Raw genomic sequence first — 16,851 nt, forward strand, 5'->3', positions numbered from 1 at the left:
GTTGATAGGCCGGATGTGGAAGCCCAGTAATGGGTGAAGCTGACTGGTACTAATAGGCCGAGGGCTTGTCCTCAGTTGCTCGCGTCCACTGTGTTAGTTCTGAGGCAACGACTGTTGCCGGCTAGAGCTGAAAACAAGTAAAAAGTGTGCTTGTTCGCTCGAAACCATTAGGGTTTCGGTGGTCATAGCGTGAGGGAAACGCCCGGTTACATTTCGAACCCGGAAGCTAAGCCTCACAGCGCCGATGGTACTGCAGGGGGGACCCTGTGGGAGAGTAGGACACCGCCGAACAATCTTTGGAAGGACCCCTGGTCCCAGCGTTCAGCTGGGGACCAGGGGTCCTTTTTGTTTTTCTGGAGCGCGCCGGGTACCCGGGTGCGCGAGAATGTTTGCGGTACCGAAGACAGGAGTCACCCGATGTCCACCAACTCTCCCGACGATCGACCGGAGCGCGACCAGCGGCGACGGGACAGTGGGGACCGTGACAACCGTGGCGGTAACCGCGGAGACCGTGGCGGATTCAGCCGCGACAACGACCGCGGCGGTTCCGGCCGGCGCGATGACCGGGGTGACCGTCCCGCCTTCCGTCGTGACGATCGCCGCGATGACCGTCGTGACGATCGGGGTGAGCGTCCTCCCTTCCGTCGGGACGACCGGCGTGACGACAACCGTGGTGGCGGCTTCCGGCGCGACGACAACCGTGGTGGTTCCGGTTCTCGTCCGGCGTTCCAGCGCGATGACCGCGGTGACCGTGGGCCGCGTCGCGACGACCGCGGTGAGCGTCCGCCGTTCCGCCGTGACGACCGGGGTGAGCGCCCCGCGTTCCGTCGGGACGACCGGCGCGACGACCGTCGGGACGACCGGGGTGAGCGTCCTCCGTTCCGTCGTGACGACCGGCGCGATGACCGTCGTGACGATCGGGGTGAGCGTCCTCCCTTCCGTCGCGATGACCGGCGGGACGACAACCGTGGTGGCGGCTTCCGGCGCGACGACAACCGTGGTGGGTTCGGTGACCGTGGGCCGCGTCGCGACGACCGGGGTGACCGTCCGGCCTTCCGCCGGGACGACCGCCGGGACGACCGCCGTGAGGGTGACCGCGGTTCTCGTCCGGCGTTCCAGCGCGATGACCGCGGTGACCGTGGGCCGCGTCGCGACGACCGCGGTGAGCGTCCGCCGTTCCGCCGTGACGACCGGGGTGAGCGCCCCGCCTTCCGTCGGGACGACCGGCGCGACGACCGTCGGGACGACCGGGGTGAGCGTCCTCCGTTCCGTCGCGATGACCGGCGCGACGATCGCCGCGACGACCGGGGTGAGCGCCCCGCGTTCCGTCGCGATGACCGGCGGGACGACCGGCGTGACGACCGGGGTGAGCGCCCCGCGTTCCGTCGGGACGACCGGCGCGACGATCGCCGTGACGACCGGGGTGAGCGCCCCGCATTCCGTCGGGACGACCGGCGCGACGACCGTCGGGACGACCGGGGTGAGCGTCCTCCGTTCCGTCGCGATGACCGGCGGGACGAGCGCCGCGACGACCGGCGTGGTGACGACCGTGGTGGTTTCGGGCGGCGTGACGACAGCCGGGGGGAGCGCGGTGGCTTCCGTGGGCCCCGGGACGACCGGGGCTCCCGCGGTCCCCGCAGGGACGACCGTGGTGGACGGCCCGGCGGGTCCGGCTCGTTCCGGGGTCGTGACGGGCGGGACGACCGTCGGGACGACCGGCGTGGTGGCGGGCCTCGTTTCCGTGACGAGCGGGACCGGGACCGCGAGCCGATCAAGCGGCTGCCGATCCCGGAGGACGTCACCGGCGACGAGATCGACAAGGACGTACGGCAGGAGCTCCAGAGCCTGCCCAAGACGCTCGCCGAGGACGTCGCCAAGAACCTGGTGATGGTCGCCCGGCTGATCGACGAGGACCCCGAGGGCGCCTACGGGTACTCCAAGGTGGCCCTGCGGCTCGCCTCGCGCGTCGCCGCCGTACGGGAGGCCGGCGGGTTCGCCGCGTACGCGACCCAGCGGTACAGCGAGGCGCTCGCCGAGTTCCGGGCCGCGCGGCGGATGAACGGCGGTGTCGAGCTGTGGCCCGTCATGGCCGACTGCGAGCGTGGGCTCGGGCGGCCGGAGAAGGCGCTCGACATGGCCGGCGCTCCCGAGGTGAACAAGCTCGACAAGGCCGGCCAGGTGGAGATGCGGCTCGTCGCGGCGGGCGCCCGGCGTGACATGGGTCAGCTCGACGCGGCCATCGTGACGTTGCAGAGCCCCGAGCTCGCCGCCGGTTCCGTCCAGCCGTGGACCGCGCGGCTGCGGTACGCGTACGCCGACGCGCTGCTCGCCGCCGGGCGTGAGGGCGAGGCACGCGAGTGGTTCGCCAAGGCCCTCGAGGCCGACCGGGACGGCAGCACGGACGCCTCCGACCGGCTCGCCGAGATGGACGGGGTGGACTTCGTCGACGCCCTGGACGAGAGCGAGACCGAGCACGACACAGAGACCGGGCACGAGGTCGTGTCTGACTCCGAGTCCGGCGGGGTCGTCGAGAAGGCGGCGGAAGCGGACGAGGCCGAAAACTCGGTCGAGGGTTCGGCCGCGCGGGGCGACGCCGAGCGCGCCGACCGTGACGAGGACTGACGTACACCGCTAGGAGCGGCGAAAGGGGCGGGATCCGGTGGCCACCGGATCCCGCCCCTTCGTGCGTTTCAGAGGTCGAGTGCGCGCAGGACCAGGCCCGAGGCCGGCTTCGGGCCGAACGACGTCGACTTGCGGGGCATGGTGACGCCCTGCCGGGCGAGATCGCGCACGACCTCCTCGCGGACGGGGTGCAGGAGGACCGCCGTACCGCCGTCGCGCTCCGCCTTGCGCACCGTCGCGGCGGTGTCGTGGATGTAGGCGATGCGGGTGGGGTCGTCCTCGGGGATGTGCCAGACGTGGTCGAGGAGTGTGGCGTGCAGGACCGTGGCGTCCAGGGTGCGCCAGGCCTCGGGGAAGCCGGCCGGGATCGTGCGGTCCAGGAGCGCCGGGTCCGGTCGGTCGACGAGGTGGAAGGCGCCGTCGCCCGCGAGGAGGAACGCGTTGCCCGCGCAGGCCGCGTCCGCGAGGGCGTCGAGGGCCTGCGCGAGGGGGAGGTCCAGGCGTCGGACGCGGAACCTGCCGTCGAGCGCGGCGAGGGCGTCGGCGACCGGCAGGCCGTGCAGGAGGCGGTGGATGGCCCGGACGCGCAAGGGGTAGCGGGCGGTGTCGACCAGGAGGACCAGCCCGTGGTCCCAGGGGCTGGGGGAGGGGTGCTCCGCGCGTAGACGCAGATACGTCGCCCAGCGGTGGTGACCGTCGGCGATGAGGGCCTGGTGGTGGGCGAGGTCCTCGAGGACGCGGGCCGTGTCGGCGGGGTCGGTGATGGCCCAGAGCCGGTGGCTGTAGCCGTCCTCGGTGGTGGTGGACAGGAGCGGGGGGCGTTCCGCCGCGCGGTCCACCGTCTCCGCCGCGACGCCGTTGCCGCGATAGGTGAGCAGGAGAGGTTCGAGGTTCGCGTGCGTGGCGCGCATCAGGGCCGCGCGGTCCGCCACGACGTGCGGCATGACGTCCTCGTGCGGAAGGACGACTCCCTCCGCGGGCTCCGAGACGCGCAGGGCGCCGATCAGGCCGCGCTGCAGCATGCCGTCCGCGTGCCGCTGTTCGTAGACGTACAGGGCGGGTTCGGGGTCCGCGGTCAGGACGCCCTCGGACCGCCAGCCGCGCAGGGTGGCGGCGGCCTGTTCGTTGCGGGCGGCGGGCGTGGTGGCCTGGGGCAGGATCAGGCGGACGATGTTGTACGGGTCCGCGTCCTGGAGGTGGTGCAGGCCGTCGGGGCGGACCACGACGTCGTACGGCGGGGAGGTGACGGCGGCGAGACTGCCGACCCGGTCGGGGTCGTAGCGCAGGCCTCGGAACGGGGTGAGTTCCAGGCCTCGGGGCGCCGTCGCTTCCGAGTGACCTGCTGAGTTCATCCCGGCATCGTACGTCCGCCGGTGGCATGCGGGATGATCGGGGGAAAGCCGAGCGAACGAGGAGCGATGTGGAATGAGCCGGAGCGTCAGGACGAGGCCCGAGGGCAGTGGGCAGGCCCTGAGCGAGGCGTACGACACGGCGCTGCTCGACCTGGACGGGGTGGTGTACGCGGGGGGCGACGCGATCGCGCACGCCGTCGAGTCGCTGGCGACCGCGCGGACGGGCGGGATGCGCCTCGCGTACGTCACCAACAACGCGCTGCGGACGCCGGACGCGGTGGCCGGTCACCTGACGGAGCTGGGGATACCGACGGGCGCCGACGACGTCATCACCTCGGCGCAGGCGGTCGCGCGGCTGATCAGTGAGCAGGTGCCGGCGGGCGCGCGGGTGCTGGTGATCGGCGGCGAGGGGCTGCGGGTCGCACTGCGCGAGCGCGGGCTCGAGCCGGTGGAGTCCGCCGACGACGATCCGGCGGCCGTGGTGCAGGGATTCGGCGGGCCCGATCTGCCCTGGGGACGGTTCGCGGAAGCGTCGTACGCCGTCGCACGCGGGGTGCCGTGGTTCGCCTCCAACACCGATCTGACGATTCCCAGCGGGCGTGGCATCGCGCCGGGCAACGGCGCGGCGGTGGAGGTCGTGCGGATCGCGACCGGTGCCGAGCCCCAGGTCGCGGGGAAGCCGTTGCCTCCCATGCACCGGGAGACGATCCTGCGGACCGGCGCCGAGCGGCCGTTGGTCGTCGGGGACCGGCTGGACACCGATATCGAGGGGGCGTTCAACGGCGAGGTCGACTCGCTGCTCGTCCTCACCGGTGTCACCGACGGGGCGCAGCTGCTCACCGCGCCGCCGCAGCACCGGCCGACGTACGTCGACAGGGATCTGCGGGGCATGCTCACGGGTCAGCCCGAGGTCGCCGTGGACGGCGACGGTTTCCGGTGCGGCGGCTGGACGGCGAGCGCGGGGGCGGAAAGCCTGGAGCTGGCCGGGGACGGCGAAGCCGTCGACGGGCTGCGGGCGTTGTGCGCGGCGGCCTGGACGGCCGCCGGTGAGGGCACGTGTGAGCTGGACGGGGAGAAGGCGCTGGCGCGGCTGGGGTGGTGAACCGGAGCGCCGGAAGAGGCGCGGGCGCTGCGACCGTGACGGGGTGATGTGGTGAACGCCGGCACGGGCCGTGACCAGGGATCGAGACGCATTGGCAGGGTAGGCTAACCTAACTGCGTGTTGGTCGACAGTGTTCCCGAACAGCGCGCGGAGACCGCCCCCGCGCCGCCCCGACGCCGGGCGATACGTTCCGTCGGGCTGCTCGCCGCCGTGGCGGTCCTGCTGCTGGTGGCGGTGGCGAGCATCGCCGTCGGGGCCAAGGAACTGTCCGTGGCGCAGGTTCTGCACGGGCTGTTCCAGGACTCGGGCACCTACGCGGACGTCGTGGTCGACGAACGGCTGTCACGGACCGTGCTGGGGCTGCTCGTCGGGGCCGCGCTCGGCTTGTCCGGGGCCGTCCTCCAGGCGCTGACGCGCAATCCGCTGGCCGATCCGGGGCTGCTCGGCATCAACGCGGGCGCGTCGGCGGCCGTCGTCACCGCCATCACCTACTTCGGCGTCACGAGCCTGACCGGCTATGTGTGGTTCGCCTTCTTCGGGGCGGCCGCCGTCGGTGCGCTGGTCTGGTTCCTCGGCGGGAGCCGGGGAGCCACGCCGGTGCGGCTCGCGCTCGCCGGCACGGCGATCAGCGCCGCGCTGTACGGCTATCTCCAGGCCGTGATGATCATGGATGACGCGGCGCTCGCCAGGATGCGGTTCTGGACGGTCGGTTCGCTGTCCACGGCGACCGACGGGACCATCCGGCAGGTGCTGCCCTTCCTGGTCGTCGGCACGCTCCTCGCGTTCGTCCTCGCCCGGCCGCTGAACGCCGTGGCGATGGGCGACGACACCGCCAAGGCGCTCGGCGCCCACCTCAACCGCACGCGGGCGCTGGCGATGCTGGCCGCGACCGTGCTGTGCGGGGCCGCGACCGCCGCCTGCGGGCCGATCGTGTTCGTCGGGCTGATGGTGCCGCACATCGTCCGCTCGTTCACCGGTCCCGACCTGCGCTGGATCATGCCGTACGCGGCCGTCCTGTCGCCGGTGCTGCTGCTGGTCTCCGATGTCGTCGGGCGGGTCGTCGCCCGGCCCTCGGAGGTCCAGGTCGGCATCATCACCGCGATCATCGGCGGCCCGGTCTTCATCTTTCTCGTACGACGGCGGAGGACGGCCCAGCTGTGAGGACCGCGCAGAAGATCACCCGTCGCCGTCCCCGGGCGCTGCGCACCCCGGGCGGGTTCTCCGTCCGGGTGGAGCCGCGGGCGCTGGTCGCCGTCGCCGCGCTGGTGGTGGTCGCGCTCGCCGCGAGCGTGCTGCTGATCGGCACCGGCGACTTCCCGATCCCGGCCGGGGACGTCGTCAGGACGCTGCTCGGGGACGGCGACGCGGGCCAGGAGTTCATCGTCAACGAGCTGCGGCTGCCGCGGGTCCTCGTGGGTCTGCTCGTCGGGGCCTCGCTGGGGCTCGGCGGCGCGCTCTTCCAGGCCGTGTCCCGCAACCCGCTGGGCAGCCCCGACGTGCTCGGGCTCGGACAGGGCGCGACGGCCGGCGCTCTCGTGATGATCGTGCTGTTCTCCGGCAGCGCCGCCCAGGTGACCGTCGGCGCGCTGGTGGGCGGCCTGGTCACCGGGGCCCTCATCTATCTGCTGGCGTGGCGACAGGGCGTCCACGGGTACCGGCTGGTCCTCGTCGGCATCGGCGTCTCGGCGATCGCGACGGCCGTCAACGGCTATCTGATGACGAAGGCCGACTTCGTCGACGCGGCCCGCGCGGTCGTGTGGATGACCGGCACCCTCGACGGCCGGGACTGGAAGCAGGTCTGGCCGCTGCTCGCGCTGGCGTGCGTGCTCGTGCCGCTCGTGCTCGCCAACGCGCGCGGGCTGCGGATGATGGAGATGGGCGACGACGTCTCCCACGCGCTGGGGGTGCGTGTGGAGCGCGTCCGGCTGGTGCTGATGGTCTGCGCCGTGCTGCTCACCGCGGCCGCCACCGCCGCCGCCGGGCCCGTCAGCTTCGTGGCGCTCACCGCCCCGCAGCTCGCCCGGCGCCTGACGCGCTCGCCCGGGCCCAACCTCGTGCCGTCCCTGTGCATGGGCGCCGCCCTGCTGGTCACCGCCGACTGGGCCGCGCAACGGCTCTTCGGCGACGGACAGCTGCCGGTGGGCGTGGTCACCGGTGTGCTGGGCGGGGTGTACCTGCTGTGGCTCCTCGTCACCGAGCGCAGGGCGGGCCGGATATGAGCGGCGCGACCGACGAGAAAGACCGCCCGGCCGACCGGAACGATCCAAGGAGCACCGTGAACCGCCTGTCCGCCGAGAACGTCACCCTCGCCTACGACCAGCGGGTCATCGCCGAACAGCTGTCGGTGGAGATACCGGACCGCTCCTTCACGGTGATCGTCGGCCCGAACGCCTGCGGCAAGTCGACGCTGCTGCGGGCGCTGTCACGGATGCTGAAGCCGAGTCAGGGCCGGGTGCTGCTCGACGGGCAGGTCATCCAGTCGTTGCCCGCGAAGAAGGTCGCGCGCACGCTCGGACTGCTGCCGCAGTCGTCGATCGCGCCCGACGGGATCACCGTCGCCGACCTGGTGGGCCGTGGCCGCTATCCGCACCAGGGCATCCTGCGCCAGTGGTCGGCCGAGGACGAACGGATCGTACGGGAGTCCATGGCGCAGACCGGGGTGGCCGAGCTCGGCGACCGCTATGTCGACGAGCTGTCCGGCGGTCAGCGCCAGCGCGTGTGGATCGCGATGGCCCTCGCCCAGCAGACCCCGCTGCTGCTGCTCGACGAGCCGACGACCTACCTCGACATCCAGCACCAGATCGACGTGCTGGACCTGTGCGCGGAGCTGCACGAGGAGCAGGGGCGCACGCTCGTCGCGGTGCTGCACGACCTCAATCACGCGGCCCGCTACGCCACCCACCTGATCGCGCTGAAGGGCGGCGAGGTCATCGCGCAGGGCGCGCCGAAGGACATCGTCACCGCCGCTCTGGTGGAGGAGGTCTTCGGGCTGCGCTGCCAGGTCATCGACGACCCGGAGACCGGAACCCCGCTGGTGGTCCCGGCGGCGCGGAAGGCGCGCGCACGGGTCGAGCGGGCGGTCGCTACAGAAGTCTCCTGAGCTGGAACAGGTCGCGCAGCCCCGCCTCGAGCTTCACCCGTCCCGAGCCCCAGGCCTTCGCGAAGTTCAGCTCGCCCGCGACCAGCGCGACCAGGTCGTCGCCCGTCATGGTCAGCCTGATCTGGGCCTTCTCCGCCGGAGGCCCCTGCAGGGTGTCCTGCACGACGATCCGGCCGTCCGTCATCCTGCCGACGAACGTCACGTCCAGGTCGGTGATCCGGCAACTCACCGAACGGTCCAGGGCGGCTGCCGTGCGGACGTCCCCCGTGGCGCTGCGCATGGTGTCCGAGAGCTTCTCGAGTGCGGCGTGGCACTCCTCGATCGTGGCCATCGCGACCGACGGTACCCCAGGCGTTCGGGGTAGCGTCTTCGCATGAGCGACACAGCGCCGCAGACGGGGACGGGGACCGCCCCGGAGAGTGCCCCGGAGACCGTGCCCGAGGAGCAGGAGCAGGATCCCGCCGCTCCCGCCCCGCTGGGCGTCCCGCGGACGCCCACGGGCAACCCGGAGGCGGACGCGCTGCTGGACCGGCTGGCGGACGCCGACCACCTCGCCACCGACGGACACGTCGAGGTGTACGAGGATGTACACCGGGGGCTGCGCGACGCGCTCACCGCGCTCGACGCCCGCCAGGGACCTCCGGTCCCCGCCCGCAACCCGACCACCGCCCCTCGATGAGACCCTTCGGGTCCCACCTTTCGAATGGCGCACCGCACTAGGAGCTGAACCGAACGTGGCAGGAGTCGCACGACGCCGTCTGGACGCGGAGCTGGTCCGCCGCAAGCTCGCGCGTTCGCGTGAGCATGCCGGCCAGCTGATCGCCGCCGGGCGGGTCACCGTCGGCAAGACCGTCGCGACCAAGTCCGCCACCCAGGTCGAGACGGCGGCCGCGATCGTCGTCGCCGTCGACGGCGACGACCCCGACTACGTGTCCCGGGGCGGCCACAAGCTCGCCGGCGCGCTGGCCGTCTTCGTGCCGCAGGGGCTCCTGGTGGAGGGACGCCGGGCGCTGGACGCCGGCGCGTCGACCGGCGGTTTCACCGATGTGCTGCTGCGGGCGGGCGCCGCGCACGTGGTCGCCGTGGACGTCGGCTACGGACAACTCGCGTGGTCTCTGCAGAGCGATGAACGCGTCACCGTCAAGGACCGTACGAACGTACGCGAGTTGACGCTTGAAGCGATCGATGGGGAGCCTGTGGATCTTGTCGTGGGGGACTTGTCCTTCATCCCGCTGGGGCTGGTGCTGCCCGCCCTGGCACGCTGCGCCGCGCCGGACGCGGACCTGGTGATGATGGTCAAGCCCCAGTTCGAGGTGGGGAAGGAACGGCTCGGCAGCGGGGGTGTCGTCCGGAGTCCGCAGCTGCGGGCCGAAGCGGTGCGGGGCGTGGCCCGGAAGGCGTGGGACCTGGGGCTCGGGGTGAAGGGCGTCACCGCCAGCCCGCTGCCCGGGCCTTCGGGCAATGTCGAGTACTTTCTGTGGCTCAGGGCCGGGGCGCCTGCCCTCGACCCGGCCGACGTTGACCGTGCAGTTGCGGAGGGGCCGCGTTGACTCAGAACCGAGCTCGTACTGTTTTCCTGCTGGCCCACACCGGGCGGCCCGCGGCCATCCGCAGCGCCGAGCTGGTCGTCAAGGGCCTGCTGCGTGAGGGCATCGGGGTGCGCGTCCTGGAGTACGAGGCCGCCGACCTGCCGCTCCCGGAGGAGGTGGAGCTGGTCTCCGAGGCCACCCCGCAGTGCCTGGAGGGGTGCGAGCTGCTCATCGTCCTCGGCGGCGACGGCACGCTGCTGCGCGGCGCGGAGTTCGCGCGGGCGTCCGGGGTGCCGATGCTGGGCGTCAACCTGGGGAGCGTCGGCTTCCTCGCCGAGGCCGAGCGCGACGACCTCGACAAGGTCGTCGACCGGGTGGTGACGAAGTCGTACGAGGTCGAGGAACGGATGACCGTCGACGTCGTCGTGCATCGCAACGGGGACATCGTGCACACCGACTGGGCGCTCAACGAGGCGGCCGTGCAGAAGGCGGGCGCGGAGAAGCTGCTCGAGGTCGTGCTGGAGATCGACGGGCGGCCGGTCACCGGGTTCGGCTGCGACGGGATCGTGCTGTCCACGCCGACGGGGTCGACCGCCTACGCCTTCTCGGCGGGCGGGCCCGTGGTGTGGCCCGAGGTCGAGGCCCTGCTGATGGTGCCGATCAGCGCGCACGCGCTGTTCGCGAAGCCGTTGGTGACCTCGCCCGACTCCGTGCTCGCGGTGGAGGTGCTGCCGCACATTCCGCCGGGCGTCCTGTGGTGCGACGGGCGGCGGACCGTGGAGCTGCCCGCCGGCGCCCGGGTGGAGGTGCGGCGGGGCGCGGTGCCGGTCCGGCTGGCCCGGCTGCATCACGCGTCGTTCACGGACCGCCTGGTGGCGAAGTTCGCGCTGCCCGTCTCCGGATGGCGAGGGGCCCGTCACTAGCGGTGCGCACGGCCCGGCGCCCCGGGCGCAACTCCACTCACCCGGGTGACATGGCGCCGTCGATACACATTCTTCACCTGCGGGTTCCCCTTACGGGGCCGGGGGGCGTCGCACTTCCTCCCCCCGACCTCGTAAGGTCTTGTCCGTGTTGGAGGAGATGCGGATACGGTCGCTCGGAGTCATCGACGACGCGGTCGTCGAGCTGTCGCCAGGCTTCACCGCGGTCACGGGTGAGACGGGCGCGGGCAAGACCATGGTGGTCACCAGCCTCGGGCTGCTGCTGGGCGGGCGCGCTGATCCCGCGCTCGTGCGGATCGGCGCCGAGAAGGCGGTCGTGGAGGGGCGGATCTCCGTGCCCCCGAACGCCCCGGTGGTGGTACGGGCCGAGGAGGCCGGGGCCGAGCTCGACGACGGGGCGTTGCTCATCAGCCGTACCGTTTCCGCCGAGGGGCGGTCGCGGGCGCACGTGGGCGGGCGGAGCGTGCCCATGGGCGTGCTCGCCGAGCTCGCCGACGAGCTGGTCGCCGTCCACGGGCAGACGGACCAGCAGGGACTGCTGAAGCTGTCCCGGCAGCGACAGGCCCTCGACCGGTACGCGGGCGACGCGGTCGCCGTGCCGCTCGCCAAGTACACCGAGGCCTACCGGCGGCTGCGGTCCGTCGCGGTCGAGCTGGACGAGATCGTCACGCGCGCGCGTGAGCGGGCCCAGGAAGCCGACCTGCTGCGCTTCGGGCTCGACGAGATCGCCGGCGTCGAACCGCGCGCCGGGGAGGACGTGGAGCTGGCGGAGGAGGCCGAGCGGCTCGGGCACGCGGAAGCGCTGTCGTCCGCCGCCACGGCCGCCCACGCCGCCCTCGCGGGCAACCCGGAGGACCCCGAGGGCATCGAGGCCACCACGCTCGTCGCGGGCGCGCAGCGGGCCCTGGAGGCCGTCAGGTCGCACGATCCGGCGCTGGCCGCGCTCGCCGACCGGATCGGGGAGATCGGGATCCTGCTCGGCGACGTGGCGGGCGAGCTCGCGGGCTACGCCGACGACCTCGACGCCGATCCGCTGCGGCTGTCGGCGGTGGAGGAGCGGCGGGCCGCGCTCACCGCCCTCACCCGCAAGTACGGGCAGGACGTGGACTCCGTGCTCGTCTGGGCCGAGCGGAGCGCCGCCCGGCTCACCGAGCTGGACGGCGACGACGAGCGCATCGACGAGCTGACCGCCGAGCGGGACGCGCTGCGCGGCGAACTCGGCGGGCTGGCGCAGGCGCTCACGGACGCGCGCACGGAGGCCGCCGAGCGGTTCGCCGCCGCCGTGACCTCCGAGCTGGCCTCGCTCGCCATGCCGCACGCGCGTGTGTCGTTCGACATCCGGCAGACCGAGGACCCGGAGGGCGTCGAGGTCGGCGGGCGTACCGTCGCCTACGGGCCGGCCGGTGCGGACGAGGTCGAGCTGCTGCTCGCCCCGCACCCGGGCGCGCCGCCGCGGCCCATCGCCAAGGGCGCGTCCGGCGGTGAGCTGTCGCGCGTGATGCTGGCCGTCGAGGTCGTGTTCGCGGGCACGGATCCGGTGCCGACATATCTCTTCGACGAGGTCGACGCCGGGGTGGGCGGCAAGGCGGCGGTCGAGATCGGGCGGCGCCTGGCCCGGCTCGCCAAGACCGCCCAGGTCATCGTGGTCACCCACCTTCCGCAGGTCGCCGCCTTCGCCGACCGGCAGCTGCTGGTCGAGAAGACCAACGACGGGTCGGTGACCCGGTCCGGCGTGAAGGTCCTGGAGGGCGAGGACCGTATCCGGGAGCTGTCCCGGATGCTCGCCGGCCAGGAGGACTCCGAGACGGCCCGGGCGCACGCCGAGGAACTGCTGGCCACGGCGCGCGCGGACGCCTAGCGGCGGGGGGGGGCGCCGCCCCCCCGCGCCCCCCCCCCCCCGGGCCCCCCCCCCCCCCCGGGGGGGGGGGGGGGGGGGCCCCCCGGCGCCCCGGGCCGGGCGGGCCCGGGGGCCCCCGGGGCGCCCCGGGTGGCCCGGCGGCCCGGGTGCCCCCCTCGCGCGCGGGGGCCCCGCCGCGGTCCCGGGGGCCCGGGGGGGGGGCGGCCCCGGCGCGGGGGGCGCCGCGGCCCCGCCCGGCCCCCCCCCGCCGGGCGGCCGCCCGCCCTTCCCTGGGGTGAGGGCATGTTCACACTGAGGGCACGGGGTCCGGCGCTCGCCGTGGCGGCCGGGCTGACCCGGGGGACGACCGTGGCGCTGCGCGCCGCGGCGCCGGGCGGGCGCGCACGCCGGGAGCGCGAGAACCACGCGGGGCGGACGGTCGGGCTGTACTCCGGCCCCGCCGTCGGCCTGGCGGCCGCGCTCAAGGCCGGGCGGACGGCCCCGGCCGCCGCGCTCGCCGTGGCCGCCGCCGGGGTCTGCGGGGCGTACGACGACGTCGTCGGCGCCGGTGACGCGCGGCGGGGCTTCCGGGCCCACCTGGGCGCGTTGCGCGAGGGCGAGGTCACGAGCGGGGCCGTGCAGCTGTTCGGGATCTCGGCGGCCGGGCTGGTCGCGGGGCGCTGCTGAAGGAACGGCTCCCGGACCAGGTGCTGGCCGGGGTGGTGATCGCCGGGGCCGCGCACTTCGTCAACCTCGTCGACGTGCGTCCCGGACGGGCCGCGGGCGCCGTTCTCGCCCTGGGCGCACCGGGGTTGCTGCGCGCGGGGGCGGCGGGAGAGCTGTCCGCCGCGGCGGTCGGCGCCGCCGCCGCCGTTCTGCCCGAGGATCTGTGGGCGGGAGATGCTCGGCGACAGCGGGCACACGCGCTCGGCGCGCTGCTCGGGGCGGTGGTGGTGGCCGGCGACGGCCGTGCGGGCCTGATCGCGCACGCCGCCGCCGTGGTGGCCGCGACGGTGTGGGGGGAGCGGGTGAGCGAAGCGGTGTGGTCGGCGCTCGGGTAATCGAACGGAACCCCGAGTTGTCTCACCCGTGTGGGTGGCGCGGGGGCCCCTGTGACCGGGTGTCAGGGCGCTCGGCGGCACGGAACACCCGTACGTGCTGGCATCCTTGGGCGTAGTGCGTGGAGGAACGCCAGCGGTCCACCCCTCCGCCCGGTCCTTCTGTACGTTTCTTCGTGACCGTCCGACGCCGAACCAGGAGCCCCGGCCACGTGAGCAGCCACTCACCGCACGGCCAGTCGTCGCTGCGCACCGTGCAGGTGCTGGGCGGCGGCAACGCCGGCAGCAGCGCGCACGTGCGTTCCCTGGCCGCGGGGCTCGTCGCGCGGGGCGTGCGGGTGACGGTGTGCGCCCCCGGCGAGGCCGATGACACCTACGACTTCACGGGCGCCGGCGCCGAACACGTGCACGTGCCGCGCAGCAGCGATCCGGGGTCCGTGGCGGCGCTCCGCGCGGCCTGCACGGACGCCGACCTCGTCCACGCGCACGGACTGCACGCCTCGTTCCGGGCCGTCCTCGCGCTCAGCGGCCGGCGCACCCCGCTCGTCGTCACCTGGCACAACCGCGCGCACGCCGAGGGGGCCCGCGCCCATCTGCTGCGGCTGCTGGAACGGCGGGTCGCGCGAACGGCGACCGTGGTCCTCGGCACCACCTCCGACCTCGTCGACCGGGCCCGCGGGACCGGCGCGCGCGACGCCCGGCTCGCCGCCGTGGCGCTGCCCCGGCCCCGCCGGACCGAGGGGACCGAGGAGTCCGAGCGGCCGTCCTCGAAGCTCCGGGCCGAACTCGGCGCCATGGGACGCCCGTTGTTCATGGCCGTCGGCTCACTGGACCGCCACCGCGGACACGGTCTGCTGCTGGACGCCGCGCGGACCTGGCGCGGCCTCGACCCCGTGCCGCTGGTCGCGGTGGCGGGGGAGGGGCCGCAGCGGGCGGAACTCCAGCGCCGCATCGAGGACGAGGAGCTGCCCGTCCGGCTGCTGGGGCTCCGTGACGACGTGAGCGAGCTGCTCGCCGCCGCCGACCTCGCGCTGCTGCCCGGCGGCGAGGAGTCCCGGTCGGTCCTGGCCCAGGAGGCCCTGCACGCGCGCGTGCCGCTCGTCGCCGTGCTGACCGGCGGCATCCGCGAACTCGTCGGCGACGCGGCCGAACTGGTCCCGCCGCACGACCCGGCGGCCTTCGCCGCAGCCGCCGTACGCCTCCTCGACGACCCCGCACGGGCCGAACGCCTCAGGGACCTGGGCACCCGGCAGGCGGCCGGCTGGCCCACCGAGGACGAGACGGTCGCCCAGGTGCTCAGCGTCTACGACGAGTTGACGCAGCCCCAGCCGATGATCTGATCCTCACGCCACGTGGCGTCGGGCCCGCAGGGCCAGGCTCAACGCCAGGACCGTCTGCGGGTCGTCGAGGTCGGTGCCGAGCAACTCGCCGATGCGGGCCAGGCGGTTGTACAGCGTCTGGCGGTTCAGATGCAGTTCGCGGGCCGTCTCCGCCTTGCGGCCGGCGTGGGCCAGGTAGGTCTCCAGGGTGGGCAGCAGGGGCGGCTTGGAGCGGTGGTCGTGATCGCGGACCGGGCCGATCGCGCGGTCCACGAAGGCGGCCAGGTCGGGGTGTTCGCGCAGCCGCCACAGCAGAAGGTCGATGTCCAGCCGGCGGGCGTCGTACCAGGGGCGGTCCGACAGGCCCTGGGCGGCGGTCGCCGTCTCCGCCGCGTGTCTGAGGCCCGCCGAGGCGGCCGCCCAGCCGCCCGCCACCCCGACCACCACGACCGGCGGCTGGGCCCCCGGCCGCTGCATCCCGGCCCGCTCCACCCCGGCCCGCAGCGCCGCCGCGACCCGGTCCGCCACCGCCGCGCGCTCCGACTCCGACCGCAGGCCCAGCAGCAACGGCACCCGGCCCTCCACCGGACGCACACCGAGCAGCACGGGCACACCCACCGAGGCCAGCTCCTCCGCGACCGCCCGCGCCAGCACCGCCCAGCCGCCGCCGGGGGAGAGACCGTCGCCCAGCCGCATGACGACCGGGAGCAGCGGGCTGGCGCCGGGCTTGAAGCCGAGGACGCGCGCCTGCGCCGGAGCGTCCTCCGCGGCGATCCGCCCCTCGGCGAGGTCGGTGAGGAAGTCGCCCCGGCCGCGTGCCGCCAGCTCCTCCTCCTGGCGGGCCTGCATCAGCACCACGGCCAGGATCCCGGCCGCCCGCTCGGCGGCGATCCGGTGCACCGGTGCGAGAGGGGCGCGCACGGGCAGCAGCACGAGCCGGGCGCGTACCGAACCCGCCCCCGGCCCGCCCCCGGGCACGTTCACCAGCACCGAGCCGGCGGGCGGCGGCGCGTCCTTGTGCGGCCCGCGCAGGCCCTCCCACACCTGGAGCGGGTCCGCGCCCTCGGGGCCTGCTCCGGCGGCGTACAGGAGCTGGCCCTCGGTCGTCTCCAGGAAGACGGGGTTGCCGCTGAAGTCCGCCAGGATGCCCAGGACCTGCGGTATCCCGCCCCCGCCGAGCAGCGCTTCGGTACAGCGCCGGTGCACCTCCTCGGCCTGCTGGAGCAGCGCGTAGTGCCCGTTGACGATCTCGGTGTGGATCTCCTCGGTGACCGTCACGAACGGCACCTCGCGGTGCAGCTGGACCAGGGGCAGCCCGGTCGCGCGCGCCGTCTCGACCAGGGCGGCGGGCAGACGGGTGAAGCGCGGGCCCAGCTCGATCACCAGGGCCGCGATGCCCCGCTCGGCCAGCGTGCGGACGAACGCCCGCTGCTCGGCGGGACGGGTGCCGAGGCCGTAACCCGTGGTCAGCAGCAGCTCGCCGCCCTTGAGCAGCGACGCGATGTTCGGGACCTCGCCCGCGTGCACCCAGCGCACCGTGCGGCCCAGCCGGTCGGCGCCCGCGAGGATCTCGGGGAGCCCGCTGCGCAGGCCGGGCAGCTCCAGCGCGCGTCGCACGGTGATGCCGGCGCTCTGGCTGTCGAAACGGGGGTCCGTGCGGCTGTCCATGCAGCGGACGCTACCTGCGCGGACGTCCCGGTGACACTTCCGTCCCGGCAGGGGGTCCGCGGCGCCGGCCGGCGGCGGACCACGGACCTCGGTGCGGTGACCGGGGACTTCCGCGTGGTGGCCGCGTGGCGGCTGTGGCCCGTGCGGACGACAGCCCCGTGGAGGAGCCGCTGCGGGTCGCGGCGGCTCGCGGACCGGCTCGGCCACCGGGCGGTGCGGGCGGGTGGGAGACCGGCCCCGGACGCCTTCGTGCCCGTCGGCCCGACCCCGGGCGCGGAACACGTCGGGCACGGGGCTGTGGGCTCCCGGCCCGGGACGGCCTT

16 protein-coding genes and 1 rRNA gene are annotated in these 16,851 nt (G+C 74.2%); 14 read left to right on the forward strand and 3 right to left on the reverse strand.

Annotation, left to right across the window (positions count from 1 at the left end; translation table 11 throughout):
- Positions 1-174: 174 nt before the first annotated feature.
- From rrf to J2X68_RS26960, 3 genes are all read left to right on the forward strand, one after another.
- Positions 175-291: ribosomal RNA gene (rrf, locus tag J2X68_RS26950) — 5S ribosomal RNA — on the forward strand.
- A gap of 199 nt (positions 292-490) precedes the next feature.
- The gene (locus J2X68_RS26955; protein WP_310435338.1) at positions 491-1,888 is read left to right on the forward strand and encodes a hypothetical protein; all 1,398 of its coding nucleotides are present in this window, start codon (positions 491-493) and stop codon (positions 1,886-1,888) included.
- Positions 1,780-2,622: a tetratricopeptide repeat protein gene (locus J2X68_RS26960; RefSeq protein WP_310435329.1), complete on the forward strand. Its 843-nt coding sequence runs from the start codon at positions 1,780-1,782 to the stop codon at positions 2,620-2,622. Before J2X68_RS26955 ends, J2X68_RS26960 begins: the two co-directional genes overlap by 109 nt.
- A 68-nt stretch (positions 2,623-2,690) precedes the next feature.
- On the opposite strand, the gene J2X68_RS26965 is transcribed toward J2X68_RS26960, so the two are convergent.
- Entirely contained in the window at positions 2,691-3,974 is a 1,284-nt protein-coding gene (locus J2X68_RS26965; protein ID WP_310435164.1) for a DUF1015 domain-containing protein, read from the reverse strand.
- A 73-nt stretch (positions 3,975-4,047) separates the two neighbouring features.
- Between J2X68_RS26965 and J2X68_RS26970 the strand changes: the two genes are divergently transcribed.
- The 4 genes from J2X68_RS26970 (at position 4,048) to J2X68_RS26985 (ending at position 8,176) form a co-directional block, all read left to right on the forward strand.
- Complete coding sequence (locus J2X68_RS26970; RefSeq protein ID WP_310435165.1) at positions 4,048-5,076, forward strand: HAD hydrolase-like protein; 1,029 nt, start codon at positions 4,048-4,050, stop codon at positions 5,074-5,076.
- 117 nt (positions 5,077-5,193) lie between these two features.
- Positions 5,194-6,237 carry an iron chelate uptake ABC transporter family permease subunit gene (locus J2X68_RS26975; RefSeq protein WP_310435166.1) on the forward strand — a complete coding sequence of 348 codons (1,044 nt, stop codon included), beginning with the start codon at positions 5,194-5,196 and terminating at the stop codon, positions 6,235-6,237.
- Positions 6,234-7,295 (forward strand): iron chelate uptake ABC transporter family permease subunit, encoded by a 1,062-nt coding sequence (locus tag J2X68_RS26980; protein ID WP_310435167.1) that lies wholly within the window; start codon positions 6,234-6,236, stop codon positions 7,293-7,295. The genes J2X68_RS26975 and J2X68_RS26980 overlap by 4 nt, the downstream gene beginning before the upstream one ends.
- Positions 7,292-8,176: an ABC transporter ATP-binding protein gene (locus J2X68_RS26985; RefSeq protein WP_310435168.1), complete on the forward strand. Its 885-nt coding sequence runs from the start codon at positions 7,292-7,294 to the stop codon at positions 8,174-8,176. The genes J2X68_RS26980 and J2X68_RS26985 overlap by 4 nt, the downstream gene beginning before the upstream one ends.
- Here J2X68_RS26985 and J2X68_RS26990 read toward each other — a convergent pair.
- On the reverse strand, positions 8,160-8,507 hold the full coding sequence (locus tag J2X68_RS26990; RefSeq protein ID WP_310435169.1) for an alkyl sulfatase C-terminal domain-containing protein: 348 nt from the start codon (positions 8,505-8,507) through the stop codon (positions 8,160-8,162). The two genes, J2X68_RS26985 and J2X68_RS26990, sit on opposite strands and share 17 nt — an antisense overlap.
- Before the next feature lie 42 nt (positions 8,508-8,549).
- Between J2X68_RS26990 and J2X68_RS26995 the strand changes: the two genes are divergently transcribed.
- From J2X68_RS26995 to J2X68_RS27020, 7 genes are all read left to right on the forward strand, one after another.
- A complete protein-coding gene (locus J2X68_RS26995) occupies positions 8,550-8,855 on the forward strand; it encodes a hypothetical protein (protein ID WP_310435170.1) in 306 nt (101 codons plus the stop codon).
- 55 nt (positions 8,856-8,910) lie between these two features.
- On the forward strand, positions 8,911-9,726 hold the full coding sequence (locus tag J2X68_RS27000) for a TlyA family RNA methyltransferase (RefSeq protein WP_310435171.1): 816 nt from the start codon (positions 8,911-8,913) through the stop codon (positions 9,724-9,726).
- Positions 9,723-10,628 (forward strand): NAD kinase, encoded by a 906-nt coding sequence (locus tag J2X68_RS27005; protein ID WP_310435172.1) that lies wholly within the window; start codon positions 9,723-9,725, stop codon positions 10,626-10,628. The genes J2X68_RS27000 and J2X68_RS27005 overlap by 4 nt, the downstream gene beginning before the upstream one ends.
- 157 nt (positions 10,629-10,785) lie before the next feature.
- Complete coding sequence (gene recN / locus J2X68_RS27010; protein ID WP_310435330.1) at positions 10,786-12,504, forward strand: DNA repair protein RecN; 1,719 nt, start codon at positions 10,786-10,788, stop codon at positions 12,502-12,504.
- A gap of 282 nt (positions 12,505-12,786) precedes the next feature.
- Positions 12,787-13,170 carry a hypothetical protein gene (locus J2X68_RS40330; RefSeq protein WP_399040924.1) on the forward strand — a complete coding sequence of 128 codons (384 nt, stop codon included), beginning with the start codon at positions 12,787-12,789 and terminating at the stop codon, positions 13,168-13,170.
- Between the two features lie 32 nt (positions 13,171-13,202).
- The gene (locus tag J2X68_RS40335) at positions 13,203-13,544 is read left to right on the forward strand and encodes a hypothetical protein (protein ID WP_399040926.1); all 342 of its coding nucleotides are present in this window, start codon (positions 13,203-13,205) and stop codon (positions 13,542-13,544) included.
- 209 nt (positions 13,545-13,753) lie between these two features.
- Positions 13,754-14,881, forward strand: coding sequence for a glycosyltransferase family 4 protein (locus tag J2X68_RS27020; RefSeq protein WP_310435173.1), 1,128 nt, complete (start codon positions 13,754-13,756; stop codon positions 14,879-14,881).
- Positions 14,882-14,884: 3 nt separating this feature from the next.
- On the opposite strand, the gene J2X68_RS27025 is transcribed toward J2X68_RS27020, so the two are convergent.
- Positions 14,885-16,528 (reverse strand): PucR family transcriptional regulator, encoded by a 1,644-nt coding sequence (locus J2X68_RS27025; protein WP_310435174.1) that lies wholly within the window; start codon positions 16,526-16,528, stop codon positions 14,885-14,887.
- Positions 16,529-16,851 lie beyond the last annotated feature (323 nt).

Source organism: Streptomyces sp. 3330, from assembly GCF_031456635.1.
Taxonomy (GTDB): Bacteria; Actinomycetota; Actinomycetes; order Streptomycetales; family Streptomycetaceae; genus Streptomyces.